Source organism: Kribbella sp. NPDC048915, from assembly GCF_040649595.1.
Lineage (GTDB): Bacteria > Actinomycetota > Actinomycetes > Propionibacteriales > Kribbellaceae > Kribbella.
Window position 1 is genome coordinate 16709 of the sequence record NZ_JBEZFT010000088.1, and the last position, 14172, is coordinate 30880.

Annotated in this window: 16 protein-coding genes; 8 read left to right on the plus strand and 8 right to left on the minus strand. The window is 68.7% G+C overall.

All coding sequences use genetic code 11. The annotated features are described in order from the left end of the window. The first annotated feature begins 45 nt into the window (after window positions 1–45). Window positions 46–909, plus strand: coding sequence for an AAC(3) family N-acetyltransferase (locus AB0B82_RS30260; protein WP_360176110.1), 864 nt, complete (start codon window positions 46–48; stop codon window positions 907–909). On the opposite strand, the gene AB0B82_RS30265 is transcribed toward AB0B82_RS30260, so the two are convergent. The 4 genes from AB0B82_RS30265 to AB0B82_RS30280 all read right to left on the minus strand — a co-directional run bounded on the left by AB0B82_RS30265 (window position 887) and on the right by AB0B82_RS30280 (window position 4221). Further along, window positions 887–1915: an NADPH:quinone reductase gene (locus AB0B82_RS30265; protein ID WP_360176113.1), complete on the minus strand. Its 1029-nt coding sequence runs from the start codon at window positions 1913–1915 to the stop codon at window positions 887–889. The genes AB0B82_RS30260 and AB0B82_RS30265 overlap by 23 nt on opposite strands. A gap of 25 nt (window positions 1916–1940) precedes the next feature. Continuing rightward, window positions 1941–2441, minus strand: a complete 501-nt coding sequence (locus AB0B82_RS30270; protein ID WP_360176116.1) for a GNAT family N-acetyltransferase — start codon at window positions 2439–2441, stop codon at window positions 1941–1943. 108 nt (window positions 2442–2549) lie between these two features. After that, on the minus strand, window positions 2550–3362 hold the full coding sequence (locus AB0B82_RS30275) for an alpha/beta hydrolase (RefSeq protein WP_360176119.1): 813 nt from the start codon (window positions 3360–3362) through the stop codon (window positions 2550–2552). A gap of 34 nt (window positions 3363–3396) precedes the next feature. Further along, window positions 3397–4221 (minus strand): alpha/beta hydrolase, encoded by an 825-nt coding sequence (locus tag AB0B82_RS30280; RefSeq protein WP_360176122.1) that lies wholly within the window; start codon window positions 4219–4221, stop codon window positions 3397–3399. Between the two features lie 195 nt (window positions 4222–4416). Here AB0B82_RS30280 and AB0B82_RS30285 point away from each other — a divergent pair, with 195 nt between their 5' ends. The 4 genes from AB0B82_RS30285 (at window position 4417) to AB0B82_RS30300 (ending at window position 6563) form a co-directional block, all read left to right on the plus strand. Next, window positions 4417–4938, plus strand: a complete 522-nt coding sequence (locus tag AB0B82_RS30285; protein ID WP_360176125.1) for a DinB family protein — start codon at window positions 4417–4419, stop codon at window positions 4936–4938. Window positions 4939–5025: 87 nt separating this feature from the next. After that, on the plus strand, window positions 5026–5235 hold the full coding sequence (locus tag AB0B82_RS30290; RefSeq protein ID WP_360176128.1) for a (2Fe-2S)-binding protein: 210 nt from the start codon (window positions 5026–5028) through the stop codon (window positions 5233–5235). Continuing rightward, the gene (gene bfr / locus AB0B82_RS30295) at window positions 5222–5710 is read left to right on the plus strand and encodes a bacterioferritin (RefSeq protein WP_360176132.1); all 489 of its coding nucleotides are present in this window, start codon (window positions 5222–5224) and stop codon (window positions 5708–5710) included. The genes AB0B82_RS30290 and bfr overlap by 14 nt, the downstream gene beginning before the upstream one ends. A gap of 94 nt (window positions 5711–5804) precedes the next feature. Continuing rightward, a complete protein-coding gene (locus AB0B82_RS30300; RefSeq protein WP_360176135.1) occupies window positions 5805–6563 on the plus strand; it encodes a class I SAM-dependent methyltransferase in 759 nt (252 codons plus the stop codon). 21 nt (window positions 6564–6584) lie between these two features. On the opposite strand, the gene AB0B82_RS30305 is transcribed toward AB0B82_RS30300, so the two are convergent. From AB0B82_RS30305 to AB0B82_RS30315, 3 genes are all read right to left on the minus strand, one after another. Further along, a complete protein-coding gene (locus tag AB0B82_RS30305; RefSeq protein WP_360176138.1) occupies window positions 6585–6962 on the minus strand; it encodes a hypothetical protein in 378 nt (125 codons plus the stop codon). 74 nt (window positions 6963–7036) lie between these two features. After that, window positions 7037–7675: a peptide-methionine (S)-S-oxide reductase MsrA gene (msrA, locus tag AB0B82_RS30310; protein WP_360176141.1), complete on the minus strand. Its 639-nt coding sequence runs from the start codon at window positions 7673–7675 to the stop codon at window positions 7037–7039. Window positions 7676–7876: 201 nt separating this feature from the next. After that, window positions 7877–9316 carry a PLP-dependent aminotransferase family protein gene (locus AB0B82_RS30315; protein WP_360176144.1) on the minus strand — a complete coding sequence of 480 codons (1440 nt, stop codon included), beginning with the start codon at window positions 9314–9316 and terminating at the stop codon, window positions 7877–7879. A gap of 63 nt (window positions 9317–9379) precedes the next feature. On the opposite strand from AB0B82_RS30315, the gene AB0B82_RS30320 reads away from it, so the two are divergent. Continuing rightward, window positions 9380–10048 (plus strand): hypothetical protein, encoded by a 669-nt coding sequence (locus AB0B82_RS30320; protein WP_360176147.1) that lies wholly within the window; start codon window positions 9380–9382, stop codon window positions 10046–10048. 74 nt (window positions 10049–10122) lie between these two features. Here the strand turns inward: AB0B82_RS30320 and AB0B82_RS30325 are convergent, their stop codons facing one another. After that, entirely contained in the window at window positions 10123–12303 is a 2181-nt protein-coding gene (locus AB0B82_RS30325; protein WP_360176150.1) for an MMPL family transporter, read from the minus strand. Between the two features lie 75 nt (window positions 12304–12378). Here AB0B82_RS30325 and AB0B82_RS30330 point away from each other — a divergent pair, with 75 nt between their 5' ends. Next, on the plus strand, window positions 12379–13026 hold the full coding sequence (locus tag AB0B82_RS30330; protein ID WP_360176153.1) for a helix-turn-helix domain-containing protein: 648 nt from the start codon (window positions 12379–12381) through the stop codon (window positions 13024–13026). Then, entirely contained in the window at window positions 13023–13325 is a 303-nt protein-coding gene (locus AB0B82_RS30335; RefSeq protein ID WP_360176156.1) for a DUF1905 domain-containing protein, read from the plus strand. Before AB0B82_RS30330 ends, AB0B82_RS30335 begins: the two co-directional genes overlap by 4 nt. Window positions 13326–14172: the final 847 nt, after the last annotated feature.

Genomic DNA, 14172 nt, shown 5'->3' on the forward strand with positions numbered 1-14172 from the left:
AAAAATGCCGTGCGGACGCCGTGGAACGGGTGGGACAGTGCGGTGATGGGCGCGACAGGGACGGCTGCTGGGCCGACGGTGACTTCGGCGGAGTTGGTGGACGGGCTGCGGATGGTGGGGCTGGGGCGGGGGTCGGAGGTGCTCGTGCACTCGTCGCTGAGCTCGTTCGGGTACGTCGACGGCGGCGCCGAGGCGGTGTGCGCGGCGTTGACCGAGGTGTGCGGGACCGTGGTGATGCCGGCCGGCACCTGGGACCTCACCGGGCTCCCGGCGCCGCCCGGGATGGTCCGCCCGCACAACGCCTTCTGGAACGCGGAAACCTGGCCGGACTTCGACGAGCGGTTGTCCAAGGCAACCAGTTTCCGGATTGACCTGCCGGTCGACCGTTGGCTCGGAAAGATTCCGGAAACGTTCCGCCAGATTTCCTCGCCGTTCCGGACCGAGCATCCGTTGTTTTCCTACCAGGCCGCCGGGCCGGCCGCCGAACGGATCCTCGCGGCGCAGCGCCTCGACTGGCCGCTCGGTCCGATCGAGGCGCTCGAGGGTGACGTCCTGCTGCTCGGCGTCACCCACACCTCGAACACCACGATCCACCTCGCCGAGCAGTACCTCGGCCGCTCCCGGTTCTACCGGTACGCGAAGACCGCCGACGGCCGGTGGCTCGAGCTGCCGAACATCCCGGGCGAGAGCCATGAGTTCGACGCCATCGAGCCGGTCCTGCGTTCCGCGACGAAGGAGGTCCGGATCGGCAAGGCCCGCGTCCGCCGGATTCCGAAGCAGGCGGTGCTGTCCGCGACCCGCAAGCTCGTCGAAGCTGACCCGGCCGCACTGCTCTGCACCGACGACCCGACGTGCCGGTGTGCGGCCGCGCTGGAGCAGCGTCTGGTCAGTCTGGGACAACGTCGATGAGGACCTTGCCGACGATGCTGTCCTCGACGGCGGCGTGGGCCTCGGCGGTGCGCTCGAGCGGGTAGTGGTGCAACGGGAGGCCGGCCTGCGGCCCGACGCGGACAGCGCCGGCTTCGACGGCCGCCGACACGTCGGCCAGGGCACCGGGCCGCCACGAGTCGGGCGCCGTGTAGAGCAGCACGAACTGCCAGCGCGCGTTCGGCACCATCGACGCGCGGACCGGGAGCTCCATCGTCGCGCCGCCGTCGGTCGCGTACACCGCCACTGAGCCGTGCGGCGCCAGCACCGCGGCGTCGATGGCCGCGTTCGCCGCCGGTGACACCTCGACGATCGTGTTCACCCCGTTGGGCGCGATCGCCCGGACCTCGGCGGCCACGTCCTGCCGTTTGTAGTCGATGACGTGGTCAGCCCCGGCCAGCCCGGCGAGATTGCCCTTTTCGGGGCTGCTGACCGTGGTGATCACAGTGGCGTCGGACCAGCGCGCGAGCTGGATCGCCGCATTGCCGACCGCGCCGGCACCGCCCGCGACCAGCACGGTCCGGCCGGCGAGCTTGCCCGGACCGAGCCGGGTGGGACCGTCCTCGGTCACCGTCAGGCAGCGGTGCGCGGTCAGGAACGGTACGCCGAGCGCTGCCCCGAGGTCGTACGACGCGGTGTCGGGCAGCGGTACCGCATGCCGGACCGGGACAACGGCGAACTCCTGCGCCGTACCGCCCGCGGGTCGTTGATGCGCGGCTTCCCACAACCAGACGCGACGTCCGACGAGCCCGGCGTCGACACCTTCACCGACGGCCTCGACGACCCCGGCGCCGTCCTGGTTCGGCACCTGCGCCGGATGCACCGGCGTACCGGCCTCGGTGCCGCGGCGTGATTTCCAGTCGGTCGGGTTGACGCCGGAGCGATGGATGCGGACCCGTACCTCACCGGGTCCCACCTCCGTCAGCGGCTTGTCCACCAAGGTCAGGACGCCGGGATCACCGGTCACGGAGTACTCGATCGCACGCACGTCTCCGAAAGTACCTCAGCCGTCCTCAGCGCAATTGCTTGGTGAACATCAGGGTCGCGGAATCGTCGTTCCTGATCATTTCCATCGGCGGCACCTGGCGGCCGTCGTAGATCAAACCGCGACCGTCCGGGAGGTACCCGCGGCGAACGTACATGCGCTGCGCCTGCCCGTAGTCCGGGTACAACCCGACGCCGATGCCGACGACCGGAAACCGTTGCCCCACCAGCGCCTCGGCCGCGTCCATCAACGCCGTACCGATGCCGCGCCGGCGCAGCTTCGGCAGCACGTTGAAGTCCTGGATCTCGGGGATGTCCCCGAAGTACGGCGACTTCCAGCGCACCGTGACGTACCCGGCGTACCTGCCGTGGATCGTGGCCACCAGGACGTCCCGCGTTCCGTCCGCCTGCTCGGCCAGGTACCGGCGGTACTGGCTCTCCGGCTTCGGCCAGCCGAGTTCCTCGAAGGAGGCCGCGATCACCGGCGGGTCGTCGTCCCGCAGCGCCCGGATCTCCAACCCGTCAACCATCCGACCTCCCACGCGTCCCCAGGACCCCGCCGACTCCGGACAATAGCCGCGCGGACCACCGCGGGTCGCCCGAATTACGCCGGACGACCCGCGGGGACAGTGTGGTTGTCAGGTAGTGCTGCGGATCGCGGTCCGGATCACCTTGATGATCGGGTTCGGATCGGTGATCAGGCCGAGATGACCGGCCTTGATCCGGGTGATGGTCGAGCCGGCCCGGACCGCCATCTCGTTCTGCGCCGTCGGCGTGATGATCAGGTCCTTGGTGCCGAGCACGTACCAGGACGGGATCGTCGCCCAGGCCGGCGCGCCGGACGGTGTGAATCCGGCGCTCAGCGTGAGCGGCCGCTGGGCCGGATAGAGCTGCTCGGCCTGCCGGCGTGGCACCCCGGACGCGAACGAGTTCAGGAACGTGTCGTGCTTGAGGTAGAGATCGACGTCGCCCTGCGGCGCCCCCGGATAAGGAACGAAGTCGAAAACGTTTTCCGGCGGTACCGCGAGCGCCGAGTCGGCACCCGCCAGGGGGAACACGACTTCCCCCGCGGCCGGCGCGAACGCGTCGACGTACACCAACGCCTTCACGTTCGGATTTCCGGTCGCGGCGTTCGTGATCACGGCACCGCCGTACGAGTGCCCGACCAGCACGATCGGACCGGACAGCGTGCCGAGGAAGTCCCGGATCGTCTGCGCGTCGGTGGTCAGGTTGCGCAACGGATTCGGCGGGACCCGGACCGGGTAGCCGTCGTCGAGCAGCCGGTTGGTGATCTTCGACCAGCTGGAGCCGTCCGCCCACGCGCCGTGGACCAGGACGACCGTCGGTTTCGGACCCTTCTGGTACGACGCCGCGGCCGGCGTCACCGCCGCGATCAGAATTGCGAGGACGGCCGTCAGTACCGCCAGAAAACGTGTTCTGTGGTGAGGCATCGGTGCTGCCTTTCGTCAGGCGTTCGCCGACGGGTCACGATTGGAAGAAGTCGAGGAGGTCGGCGTTGACCACGTCGGCGTGCGTGGTCGGCAGGCCGTGCGGGAGATCCTTGTAGGTCTTCAGGATCCCGTTCTTGAGCAGGGCGGCCGACTTCGGGCCGGCGTCGGCGTACGGCACGATCTGGTCGTCCTCGCTGTGCACGACCAGCACCGGGATCGTGATCTTCTTCAGGTCCTCGGTGAAGTCGGTCTGGGAGAACGCGACGACGCCGTCGTAGTGCGCCTTGGCGCCGCCCATCATCCCCTGGCGCCACCAGTTCGCGATGATCGCTTCGTTGGGTTCGGCACCCGGGCGGTTGAAGCCGTAGAACGGCCCCTCCGGGAGCGAGCGGTAGAACACCGACCGGTTCGCCGCGAGCTGGGCCTGGAGGTCGTCGAAGACCGCCTTCGGCAGGCCCTCCGGGTTCGCGTCGGTCTGCACCATCAGCGGCGGCACCGCGCAGAGCAGCGCGGCCTTGGCGGCGCGGTCCTCGCCGTGCCGGGCCAAGTAGTGCACGACCTCGCCGCCGCCGGTCGAGTGGCCGACGTGGATGCAGTCACGCAGGTCGAGATGGTCGACGACCGCCTTCAGGTCGTCGGCGTAGTGATCCATGTCGTGCCCGTCACCGGTCTGCGTCGACCGGCCGTGCCCGCGCCGGTCGTGCGCGACCACGCGGTACCCCTTCGACAGGAAGAACAACAGTTGGTTGTCCCAATCGTCGGCCGACAACGGCCAGCCGTGGCTGAAGACGATCGGTTGGCCGGACCCCCAGTCCTTGTAGAAGATCTCCGTCCCGTCGCTGGTCGTGATCATGCCCATCGGAACCCCCTCGGTCCACGTCCGGTACGGCCGGGTCGCCGCCCCTGCGACGCTAGTCGCCTCGTGCGCGCCTGGGGAGGCGTCCGGCGCCGAACTACGAACAGACCACGGACAGACCACGGACCTCCGGACGGAAGAAGTTCCGGAACCGGAAGAGGTCAGAAGGTGACCGCTACGGCTCTTACAGTTCTGACCATGACGACAAACGAGCAGGGCCTGAGTGGCGAGCGGGGCGACATCCTGGACTTTCTCGGGAAGCACCGGTACTTCCTGCGGCACACCGCCCAGGGGCTGACCGACGAGCAGGCGCGAACCCGGAGCACGATCAGCGAGCTCACCATCGGCGGCCTGATCAAGCACGTGAGCGCGACCGAGCAGCACTGGGCCGAGTTCGCCCAGGGCAAGAGCGCGGCGACGCCGACCGAGTACACGCCGGAGATGATGGCTGCCTGGCAGGACCAGTTCCGGCTCACCGAGGGCGAGACGCTGGCCGGTGTGCTCGCGGAGTACGAGAAGGTCGCGGCCGCCACCGACGAACTGGTCGCGACCCTCGACCTCGACGCCCGCTACGAGCTCCCCGCCGCGCCCTGGCAGCCGCCGGGTGTGTTCTGGACCGTACGTCGCGTGTTCCTGCACATCGCCGCCGAAACCGCCCAGCACGCCGGCCACGCGGACATCGTCCGCGAATCCATCGACGGCCAGAAAACCATGGGCTGACCCCACGTTCCGCTACCGCGCGGGCTGACGTACGTCACATGGACACCGGGATGTGTGAACGGGAGCGGTTAGGGTAGCCTCACCTACGTGATCGTCTGTCACTGTGAGGTCGTCAGCGACCGGGACGTCGTGGAGAGCATCGACGCCGGCGCGCGGACCGTCGCGCAAGTGTGCGGGGCGACCGGGGCAGGACGGAACTGCGGGGGCTGTGTCTTCTCCGTGAAGCGGTTGTTGTGCGAGCATGAGAAATCGTTCTCGGCAACGCCGTTCACGGAGGTGGCAGGTGCAACCGGTTAACCCCCGCGTCGTCGAACTGCTCAATTCGGCGCTCACGCTCGAGCTCACGGTGATCAACGGGTACTTCCTCGAGGCCCGCATGCTCGACAACTGGGGCTTCCGCCGCCTCGGCAAGATCTTCTACGACCTGTCGATCGACGAGATGAAGGACGCGGACGCCCTGATCAACCGCATCCTGCTCTTCGACGGTCATCCCAACCTGCAGAAACTCGGCGCCGTCACGGTCGGCGAGAACGCGCAGGAAATGCTCCAACTCGGCCTGGAAGGCGAACGCACCGCGGTCGCCCAGTTCAACGCCTCCGCCCAGGAATGCCACGACTTCGGCGACCACGGCACCGCCTCCGTCTTCGAAGAAATGGTCCGCGACGAGGAACGCCACGTCGACTGGTTCGAATCCCAGCTCGACGCCATCACCCGCATCGGCATCCAGCAATACCTCGCCCAGCAACTCGACCCCAGCGCATCCCCGGACTGATGGCTGACCCTCCGGGCGTACGGCGAGCAGCCGGGGCGGCGTACCGCCGTAGAAATGAGCGGCGCTGGAGCTGGGAAGCTGTCAGGATGCCGTCATGGTGGCGCGGGCGCTGAGCTTCGGGACGGTGGCGGAAGCCTACGAACGGTACCGGCCGGAGTATCCGCAGGAGCTCCTCGAGTTTGTGCAGGCGTACGCCGGCGTGCCGATCCGGACCGCGCTGGAGATCGGCGCCGGGACGGGCAAGGCGACGCGGCTGTTCGCGCGGGCCGGTATCGCGGTGACGGCGACGGACCCCGACGCGGCGATGCTCGCGGAGTTGCGCAAGCGCGTGCCGGGCGTGACGACCGTCCAGGCGCCGTTCGAGGACCTGCCGTCGGACCGCTCGTACGACCTGGTCTATTCGGCCGCCGCCCTGCACTGGACCAACCCGGACGGCCGCTGGGAACGCATGGCCAAGCTCGTCCGGCCGGGCGGCGTCTTCGCGTCGTTCGCCGTACCTAGTGAACTGGCCGACCCCGCTGTCCGAGAGGCGGTGCGTCAGGCGCGTACGCCGTACGTCGAGGACGAGGGCGTCCCGCCGCCCGACGGCTCCAGCGCGGACGGACCGATGCAATGGCCCGGCACCGAACTCGAGCGATCCGACGCATTCACCGACGTCCGGCAGTCCCTGATCCCGAACAACCTGACGATCAGCGCCGACCACTACATCGGCCACCTGTCGACGATCTCGGCGTACCTGATGCTCCAGCCCGCCGACCGCGACGAGGTCTTCCGCCGCATCCGCCTGGTGCTCCCCGAGACCGTCGAGGTCGCCTCCGAAGTCCACCTCCACCTGGCCCGCCGCGTGCCGTAGTCGGAGTCGTGTCGTACGCCCTCAGGAGGTCGGGCCGGGGGCCGTCTCCTCGGAGACAACGGCGTCGAAGTACGGCCAGCCGTCGAGTTCGGTCACCGGTTTGTCCGTGCGGAAGCTCGGGAGCGCCGCGTCCAGGAGCCGGCGTACTGTGCCGGGCTCGAACAGGTTGAGGTAACTGCGATCCGGTAGGCGTACCAGCGCCCCCGCATCGAAGTACGTGTTCGAGACCAGCCGGCCCTGACCGGGCCGAAACACCAAGACCAACCGCCGCCGCGTCCCCTCAGGTACCAGCGACAGCGTCAGACGGCACTCCGCACCGTGCCCCCGCTGCCGCACCGTCCACAGCCACGTCACGTCCCCCACCACCAACCGCCGCAACCGCCGGTCGTCGTTCTTCACCTCAACACCGTAGGTCACAAACAGCCGAGCACCCGGCCGGAATGCGACCGGGTGCTCGGGTGAAATCAGGGCTGTCAGGCCGGGAACTTGACACCGGTGTTGCTGTGGCAGCGGTAACCGTTGGGGTTCTTGTGCAAATACTGCTGGTGGTAGTCCTCGGCGTAGTAGAACGTGGTGGCGGGAGCGATTTCGGTGGTGATGTCGCCGTAGCCGAGGGGCTTGATGACCGGGGCGTAAAGGTCGCGGGTGCGCTCGGCCTCGGCGCGCTGGGCCTCGGTGGTGTAGTAGATCGCCGAGCGGTACTGCGAACCGAGGTCATTGCCCTGGCGCATGCCCTGGGTCGGGTCGTGGGTCTCCCAGAAGACCTTCAGCAGGTCGGTGAAGGTGGTCTTGGTCGGGTCGTACACGATTCGCACGGCCTCGGTGTGCCCGGTGCGGCCGGTGCAGACCTCCTCGTACGTCGGGTTCGGGGTGTAACCGCCCGCGTACCCGACCGCCGTGGTGTAGACGCCGGGCTGCTGCCAGAAGATCTCTTCGGTGCCCCAGAAGCATCCGGTGCCGAACCAGACCTCCTCGAACCCCTCGGGCGCGGCGGCGGTCTGCGGCGTGTGCAGGACGATGTTCTCGTCCGGGACGGTGAAACCGGGGGTGGGCCGGCCCGGCAGGGCGGCCTCCGGCTCGACCATGGCGGTGTTGCGGGTGAAGAACGACATTCTCACGCCTCTCGCAGTGTGACTCTCATAGTGTCTCAACAGCGTCGGCAAGCCGAACCTTCCCCGCACCCCTTACGGCGCGATGACGTGCCGGGGGCGGACGCCCACCACTCACTAACCACCGTCAAAGGGCCTTCGGAGGCCTGGGCTGAGTGTGCCGCGGCCAGCGGAGGGGAGGTTACTGAGTGGTGGAGGTCCGCCTCAGGCGATCATCACTCCGGACCGCCGGGCGGGAGGACCGCTGGTCAGCGAGGCGTACGACGCCGCGACCCGGGCGACACCGTCCCGCAGCGAGTCCTCGTCGAGCGTGAAGGGGAGCCGGATGAATGACTCGAGCCCACCGTCCGGCGAGAATCGGGACCCGGCGACCAGCAACGCCCCGTTGCGCTGAGCGACGCCGACGAGGCTCGACCCGACCGGTTCGGGCAGTTCGCACCACAAGGACAACCCGCCGCTCGGCAGGCGGAAGCGCCACGAAGGAAGCTCCGCGGCGACCGCCGAGGCCAGCGCGTCCCGTCGGCACGCGAGATCCGCCCGCCGCTCCGGCAGCAGCGTCGACCGCCGCCGCAGCAGGTCCGTCACGACCAGTTGCTCCAGTACCGGCGCCCCGAGGTCCATCGACGCCCGCGCGTCCAGGATTCGCGCGACCATGCCCTCCGGCACCCGCATCCAGCCGATCCGCAGCCCGCCCCAGAACGACTTGCTGACCGATCCGACCGTGATCACGCCGTCCGGGTCGAAGGAGGCGAACGGCGGCGGCATCTCCTGCCCGTCCAGCGCCAGCTCGAACAGCGTCTCGTCTACGATCGCCGTCGTCCGCGACCGCGCGAACGCCCGCGCCAGCCGCTGCCGATCCGCCGCCGACATCAGGAAACCGGTCGGATTCTGGAAGTCCGCGACCAGCCACGCGGCCCGCGGCGCCGTCTGCCGGATCGTTGCCTCGAGCAAAGGCAGGTCCCAGCCGCCGGGCGACATCGGTACGGCGACCACGCGGCAACCGCTGCGCCGGATCGCGTCCACCGAGTTCGGGTGCGTCGGACTCTCGGTGAGCACCCGATCGCCGATCTGCGTGATCGCCCGTACCGCGATCGACGTCGCGGCGAGTGCGCCCGCGGTGACGATGATCTGATCGGGAGAGGTCGGCAGGCCGCGCTCGTCGTACGCCGCCGCGATCTCGGACCGCAGTACGGGCAGGCCCTGCGGGTGGTACCCGGGCGTCGCGAGGTGCACCGGCATCTCATCGGCCGCCGCGGCCACCGCAGTACTGATCCCGGGCACCGCGGCGGGGGCTGCGCAGGTGAAGTCGTACAGCCCCTCGGCGTCGACGCTCGGGGCGTGATGCCGGCCGAGTTCAGGGGCGACCTTCGAGGGGAGCGCGGTGATGCTGCCCGAACCACGCCGGCTCGTCAGGTACCCGCTGTCCCGCAGCGAGCGGTACGCCGACGTGACCGTCGTCCGGCTGACGCCCAGCGCCTCGGTCAGTTCACGCTCGCTCGGCAGCCGCGATCCGGGGATGATCCGGCCGTCCGCGATCAGCAGGCGGAGCCGATCGGCGAGCAGCCGGTACGCCGGACCGGTGCCGTCGGCCCAGACGCCGAGCAGGCCGAGCAAGGTACTGGCAGGCAGATGACGTGGCTGCATGCAGTCCACTATTGCGCAATTGGCTATCGAACACCAGGCCACTTACTCCCGACACTGGACATCGTGACCGCCACTTCCGAGACCTCGCCCCGCCAGCTCGCGTCCATCAACCCGATCGAGCAGCTGAAGGCAGGCCGCCTCCCGCGCCGCCTCGTCCAGCTGTACGTCGGGCTGGTGCTGTACGGCGCGTCGATGGGCCTGATGATCCAGGGCAACCTCGGGCTGGACCCGTGGGACGTGTTCCACTCCGGGATCACCAAGCATGTCCCGCTCAGCTTCGGGACCGTCGTGATCGTGATCAGCTTCGTTGTCCTGCTCGCGTGGATCCCGCTGCGGCAGTGGCCCGGGCTGGGCACGATCAGCAACGCGATCGTGATCGGGCTGGTGACGGATCTGACTCTGGCCACGGTCGCCCGCCCGGACGAGCTGTGGTTGCGGATCGTGTTGATGGTCGCGGGTGTCGTGGTCAACGCGCTGGCCGGTGCGCTCTACATCGGCGCGCAGTTCGGCCCCGGTCCGCGCGACGGTCTGATGACCGGGCTGGTACGGCGTACCGGGCTGAGTGTTCGCCTGGTCCGGACGACGCTCGAGCTGACTGTCCTGGCGGCGGGGTTCCTGATGGGTGGCGCGGTCGGCGTCGGGACGGTCGTGTACGCGCTCTCGATCGGTCCGCTGGTGCACGTCCTGCTGCCGATCTTCACCGTGCGGCTGAAGCACCCCGCGGCGCGCTGAGCAGCGACGGGTCCCGGACCGCTCAGTCCGGGACCCGTCTCCTCACGCAGGACCCCTCAGCCTGCGAGTTCCGGTCAGCCGACAGGCTCCAGCCGGCGTTCCTCCTGTGGGGCGGTGACCTTGGGGCGGCGCGGCCACCAGGCGTACCGGCCGAGCAGGGCGATCACGCTCGGGACCAGGAAGCTGGACATCACGAATGCCGAGATCACGATGCCGGCCGCGACCGAGAACCCCATCTCGGTGAGCAGCGCCATACCGGCCAGCATCAGTGACGAGAAAGTACCGGCCAGGATCAATCCTGCCGCCGCGACCGACGGACCGCCGTGCTCGATCGCGAGGTCGGCCGCGGTCCGCGGATCCGTGCCGCGCTCGGCCTCTTCACGCAACCGGGCGATCATCAGGATGTTGTAGTCGGTGCCGATGGCAACGACGAACAGGTACAGCATGATCGGCAGCGAGAACGTCACACCCGGGTGACCGGCCGCGTACTGGAACACCAGAACCGTGGCGCCGATCGAGCTGAAGAAGCTCAGCACCACCGCGAGCATCAGGATCAGCGGAGCGATCAGTGCCCGCAGCAACAAAGCGAGGATGACGGCGATCAGACCGCCGGCGACCGGGAAGATCACCGACAGATCGCGCCCGTTCGCGTCCCGGATGTCGGCGTAGCCGGCAGTCACACCGCCGAGCAACGGCGTCGTACCCGCCGGAGCCTCGGCGTGTGCGACCTCGCGCAACTTCCCGTCGACGAGGTCCAGCGAGGCGGTCGCGTACGGCGCATCGTTCAGTACGACGTTGATCTGGGCAACTGTCTTGTCCTGGTTGAGCAGCACCGTGCTGCCGTCCGCGCCGGCCGGGAGCACTGCACCGACACCGTCGACCTTCGCCAGCTTCCCGGCGTACGTCGTGAGTTCGGCCGGGTCGAGTGGGGTGCCGTCGGTGCTGCGGACGTACACCGTAGTGGGGTTCAGCGCGCCGGCCGGGAAACCCGCCTGCAGGTCCTTGATTGCACGCGCCGACTCGGTGCCGTCGGGGAGTTGGCTGAACGCGTCGTAGTCGACCTTCGTGCCCAGCGCGCCGAGCGCCAGGGCGACCATCACCCCGCCGGACAACGCCGCAACCACCGCCGGGCGACGCGCGGTGAAGGTGCCGAGCCGCTTGAACATCGCGCCCTTCGGCGTGCGCTGCCAGGACTTCGACGGCCAGAACACCTTTGCGCCGAGCAACGACACGACCGCGGGGACCAGCGTGATCGCCGCGATGGCCATCACCCCGACCGCGATCGCGAGGCCCGGGCCGAGGCTCTGGAACGCGCCGAACACCGCGAGCAGCAGCGCGCTGAACGCGACGATGATCGCGCCCGCCGCCGACACGATGACCTCGGCGACCCGGGACACCGCGTTCACCAGTGCCTCCTTCGGCTGCTCGCCGGCCCGGAGCCGTTCGCGGAAACGGAACAGCAGGAACAGGATGTAGTCGGTTCCGACGCCGTACAGCACGACGGTCAGGATCGTCTGCAGGTCCTGCGTGACCTGGAGGTCGGTCGCCTTCGCGACCAGCGCGATCAGGCCGGGTGCGATCGCCGACACCAGGCCGACCGTCAGGATCGGCAGGAAGGCGGCGACCGGGCTGCGATAGATCACCAGCAGCAGGCCGATGATCAAGATGACGGTCGCGATCCCGACCACCACGAAAGCGTTGTCGAACGCATCCTGGTTGTCGAGCAGCAGCGCGGCGTCGCCGGTCACGCCGTACTCGAGATCGGTGCCGGCGAGCGCGGACCCGGTCACGTCGCGGACCTTCTGCACGGCGTCGAGTACCGCCTGATCCTCGGGCGAACCCTTGAGACCGACGCTGACGATCTGCACCTGCTTGTTCGGGGAAACCGTTTGCGGTCCGGTCACCGCGGCGGTGACGCGATCGATCCTCGCCGCGCTGATCCTGGTGGCGAGTTCGGTGACCTTCGCCTGGTCGGCCGCGGTCAGTTCACCGCCGCCGTTGCGTTTGACCACTATGCTGGCCGTGGCGTCGTTGGTCTGCCCGAATGCGTCCGCCGCCAGTTTCTGCGCCTGCACGGACTCGTACTTGTCGGGCAGCAGCGCCGCCTGGTCCTTGGTGGTGACATCCGCGAGCGTCGGCGCGAACGCGATCACGGCCACCGCCGCGACCACCCACGCGGCGATCACCTTCCACGGGTTGTGGACGACGAAGCGTCCGAGCCTGATGAACACCCCGAGACCTCCCAGTCTCCGCACGACTCTCTCTACCTGCCGGGCGGTAGGTAGACTACCTGCCGCCCGGTAGGTGGGTGAAGATGAGAAGGTGGTGACGTGCAGCACGTGAACAACTCCCGCGACGGCGCTCGTGACACCGCCCGTGACTCTGCTCGTGGCACCGCCCGTGATTCTGCGCGTGGTGCCGGTGACACGAAGGCGGCGATCCATCGGGCGGCGGCGAGCCTGTTCTCGACGCAGGGGTACGAGAAGACGAGCCTGCGGGAGATCGCCGAGCAGGTCGGTATCACCAAGGCCTCGCTGTACTACCACTACTCGTCGAAGCAGGAACTGCTGCGCGCGATCGTCGGAACGTTCCTCGAGGACATGTTCGCCGTACTGCGGCGCGCCGAGGACCTCCCGTGGTCGCCCGAGAACGAGCGCGAACTGCTCGGTGCCTATGTGGACGTGGTGGTCCAACACCGCTCCACCGGGCCGACGCTGCTACGGGACATCGCCGCGGTGCTCGCTGCGTTCGGGGACGATCTGGACTCGCTGATCGCGCAGGCACGACGGTTCCAGCTGTGGCTCGCCGGACCCGACCCGACGCCGGCCGACCGGTTGCGCGCCGCAGCCGCGGTGGAGACGGTCGGCGCCGCGCTGTCGGCCGATCTCGATCTCGGCGCCACGGACGCGGAGATTCGGGCCGTGTTGCTGGACGCGGCCACGGCGGTGCTCGGGCGACGGGGAGCGGCGGTCGAGTGAGCGCGCCGCGGTTCACGTTCTCGGCGCCGCTGTGGATTCATCCCGGAGAAGGCAGCTGGCACTTCGTCACGGTTCCGGAAGACATCAGCGACGAGATCATGGCCTTGACAGAAGGACGGCGAAAGGGGTTCGGCTCGGTCCGCGTCCGCGTCACGGTCGGCACGAGCAGTTGGGAAACGTCCGTCTTCCCCGCGAAGTCCGGCAGCTACGTCCTCCCCGTCAAGAAGCCCATCCGCATCAACGAGTCCCTGACCGAAGGCATGCCCGTCCCCACCACCCTCGAACTGGCCGACTTCTGACCGACCCGACGTTTGACCGACCCGACGTCTGACCGACCCGACGGACGGTGTCTCCGATGCGTGGGCGCTCCTGTCGACCGTGCAGCCTGGGTGGTCGGCGTGGCCTGGGTGGTCCGGTGGTCGTCCGCTCGAGTCGAGGTACCGCGGCCGTGGTAAATCGACCGAGCCAACACGGTCGCCCTGAGCCAACCCGGTCGTCTGGGCCAACCCGGTCGTCTGGGCCAGGTCGGTCGTTTGGGTCAACTCGGTCGTTCGGGCCAGGTCGGTCGTTTGGGTCGGCTCGGTCGTTCGGGCCAGGTCGGTCGTTTGGGTCGGCTCGGTCGTTCGGGCCAGGTCGGTCGTTTGGGTCGGCTCGGTCGTTCGGGCCAGGTCGGTCGTTTGGGTCGGCTCGGTCGCCGGAGCCAACTCGGTCGCCCGAGACAACACGATGGGTTATCCGCTCGTCGTGGGGGTTCTCTGCTGGTAGACGAGCAGAGAACCCCCAACCGGAGCGGATAACCGGGTCTTCTGACTGGTGTGTGGGTCGGTTTCTGTCGGCGGAGGCGGGGTCGGTCGCCGGCCGGGGTGAGCATGGCCGCCGTGATGAGGCTGTGGGGTGATCGGGCGTGGGGTGATGGGGCGTGGGGTGATGGGGCGTGGGGTGATGGGGCGTGTGGTGATGGGGCGTGTGGGGTCGTTGTAGCCGCGGATCTCTGGAGGGTTTTCGGCGTATGGCGGGGCAAAATCCTCCACTGTCACGCGGAAAATCCTCCTAGCCTCGATGTTTCGTCTGGGTTGTTGGTGGGTTGCTGATGGTTGTTGTTGTGGGTGGGGGTTGTGTGGGCGTGGTTGGCCGCCGGCGCTGGTG

Coding starts and splice junctions, on each gene's coding strand:
- AB0B82_RS30300 (WP_360176135.1), top strand. CDS start 5,805: ATGGTGGCGCGGGCGCTGAGCTTCGGGACGGTGGCGGAAGCCTACGAA.
- AB0B82_RS30270 (WP_360176116.1), bottom strand. CDS start 2,441: ATGGTTGACGGGTTGGAGATCCGGGCGCTGCGGGACGACGACCCGCCG.
- msrA (WP_360176141.1), bottom strand. CDS start 7,675: ATGTCGTTCTTCACCCGCAACACCGCCATGGTCGAGCCGGAGGCCGCC.
- AB0B82_RS30285 (WP_360176125.1), top strand. CDS start 4,417: ATGACGACAAACGAGCAGGGCCTGAGTGGCGAGCGGGGCGACATCCTG.
- AB0B82_RS30275 (WP_360176119.1), bottom strand. CDS start 3,362: ATGCCTCACCACAGAACACGTTTTCTGGCGGTACTGACGGCCGTCCTC.
- AB0B82_RS30315 (WP_360176144.1), bottom strand. CDS start 9,316: ATGCAGCCACGTCATCTGCCTGCCAGTACCTTGCTCGGCCTGCTCGGC.
- AB0B82_RS30280 (WP_360176122.1), bottom strand. CDS start 4,221: ATGGGCATGATCACGACCAGCGACGGGACGGAGATCTTCTACAAGGAC.
- AB0B82_RS30260 (WP_360176110.1), top strand. CDS start 46: ATGGGCGCGACAGGGACGGCTGCTGGGCCGACGGTGACTTCGGCGGAG.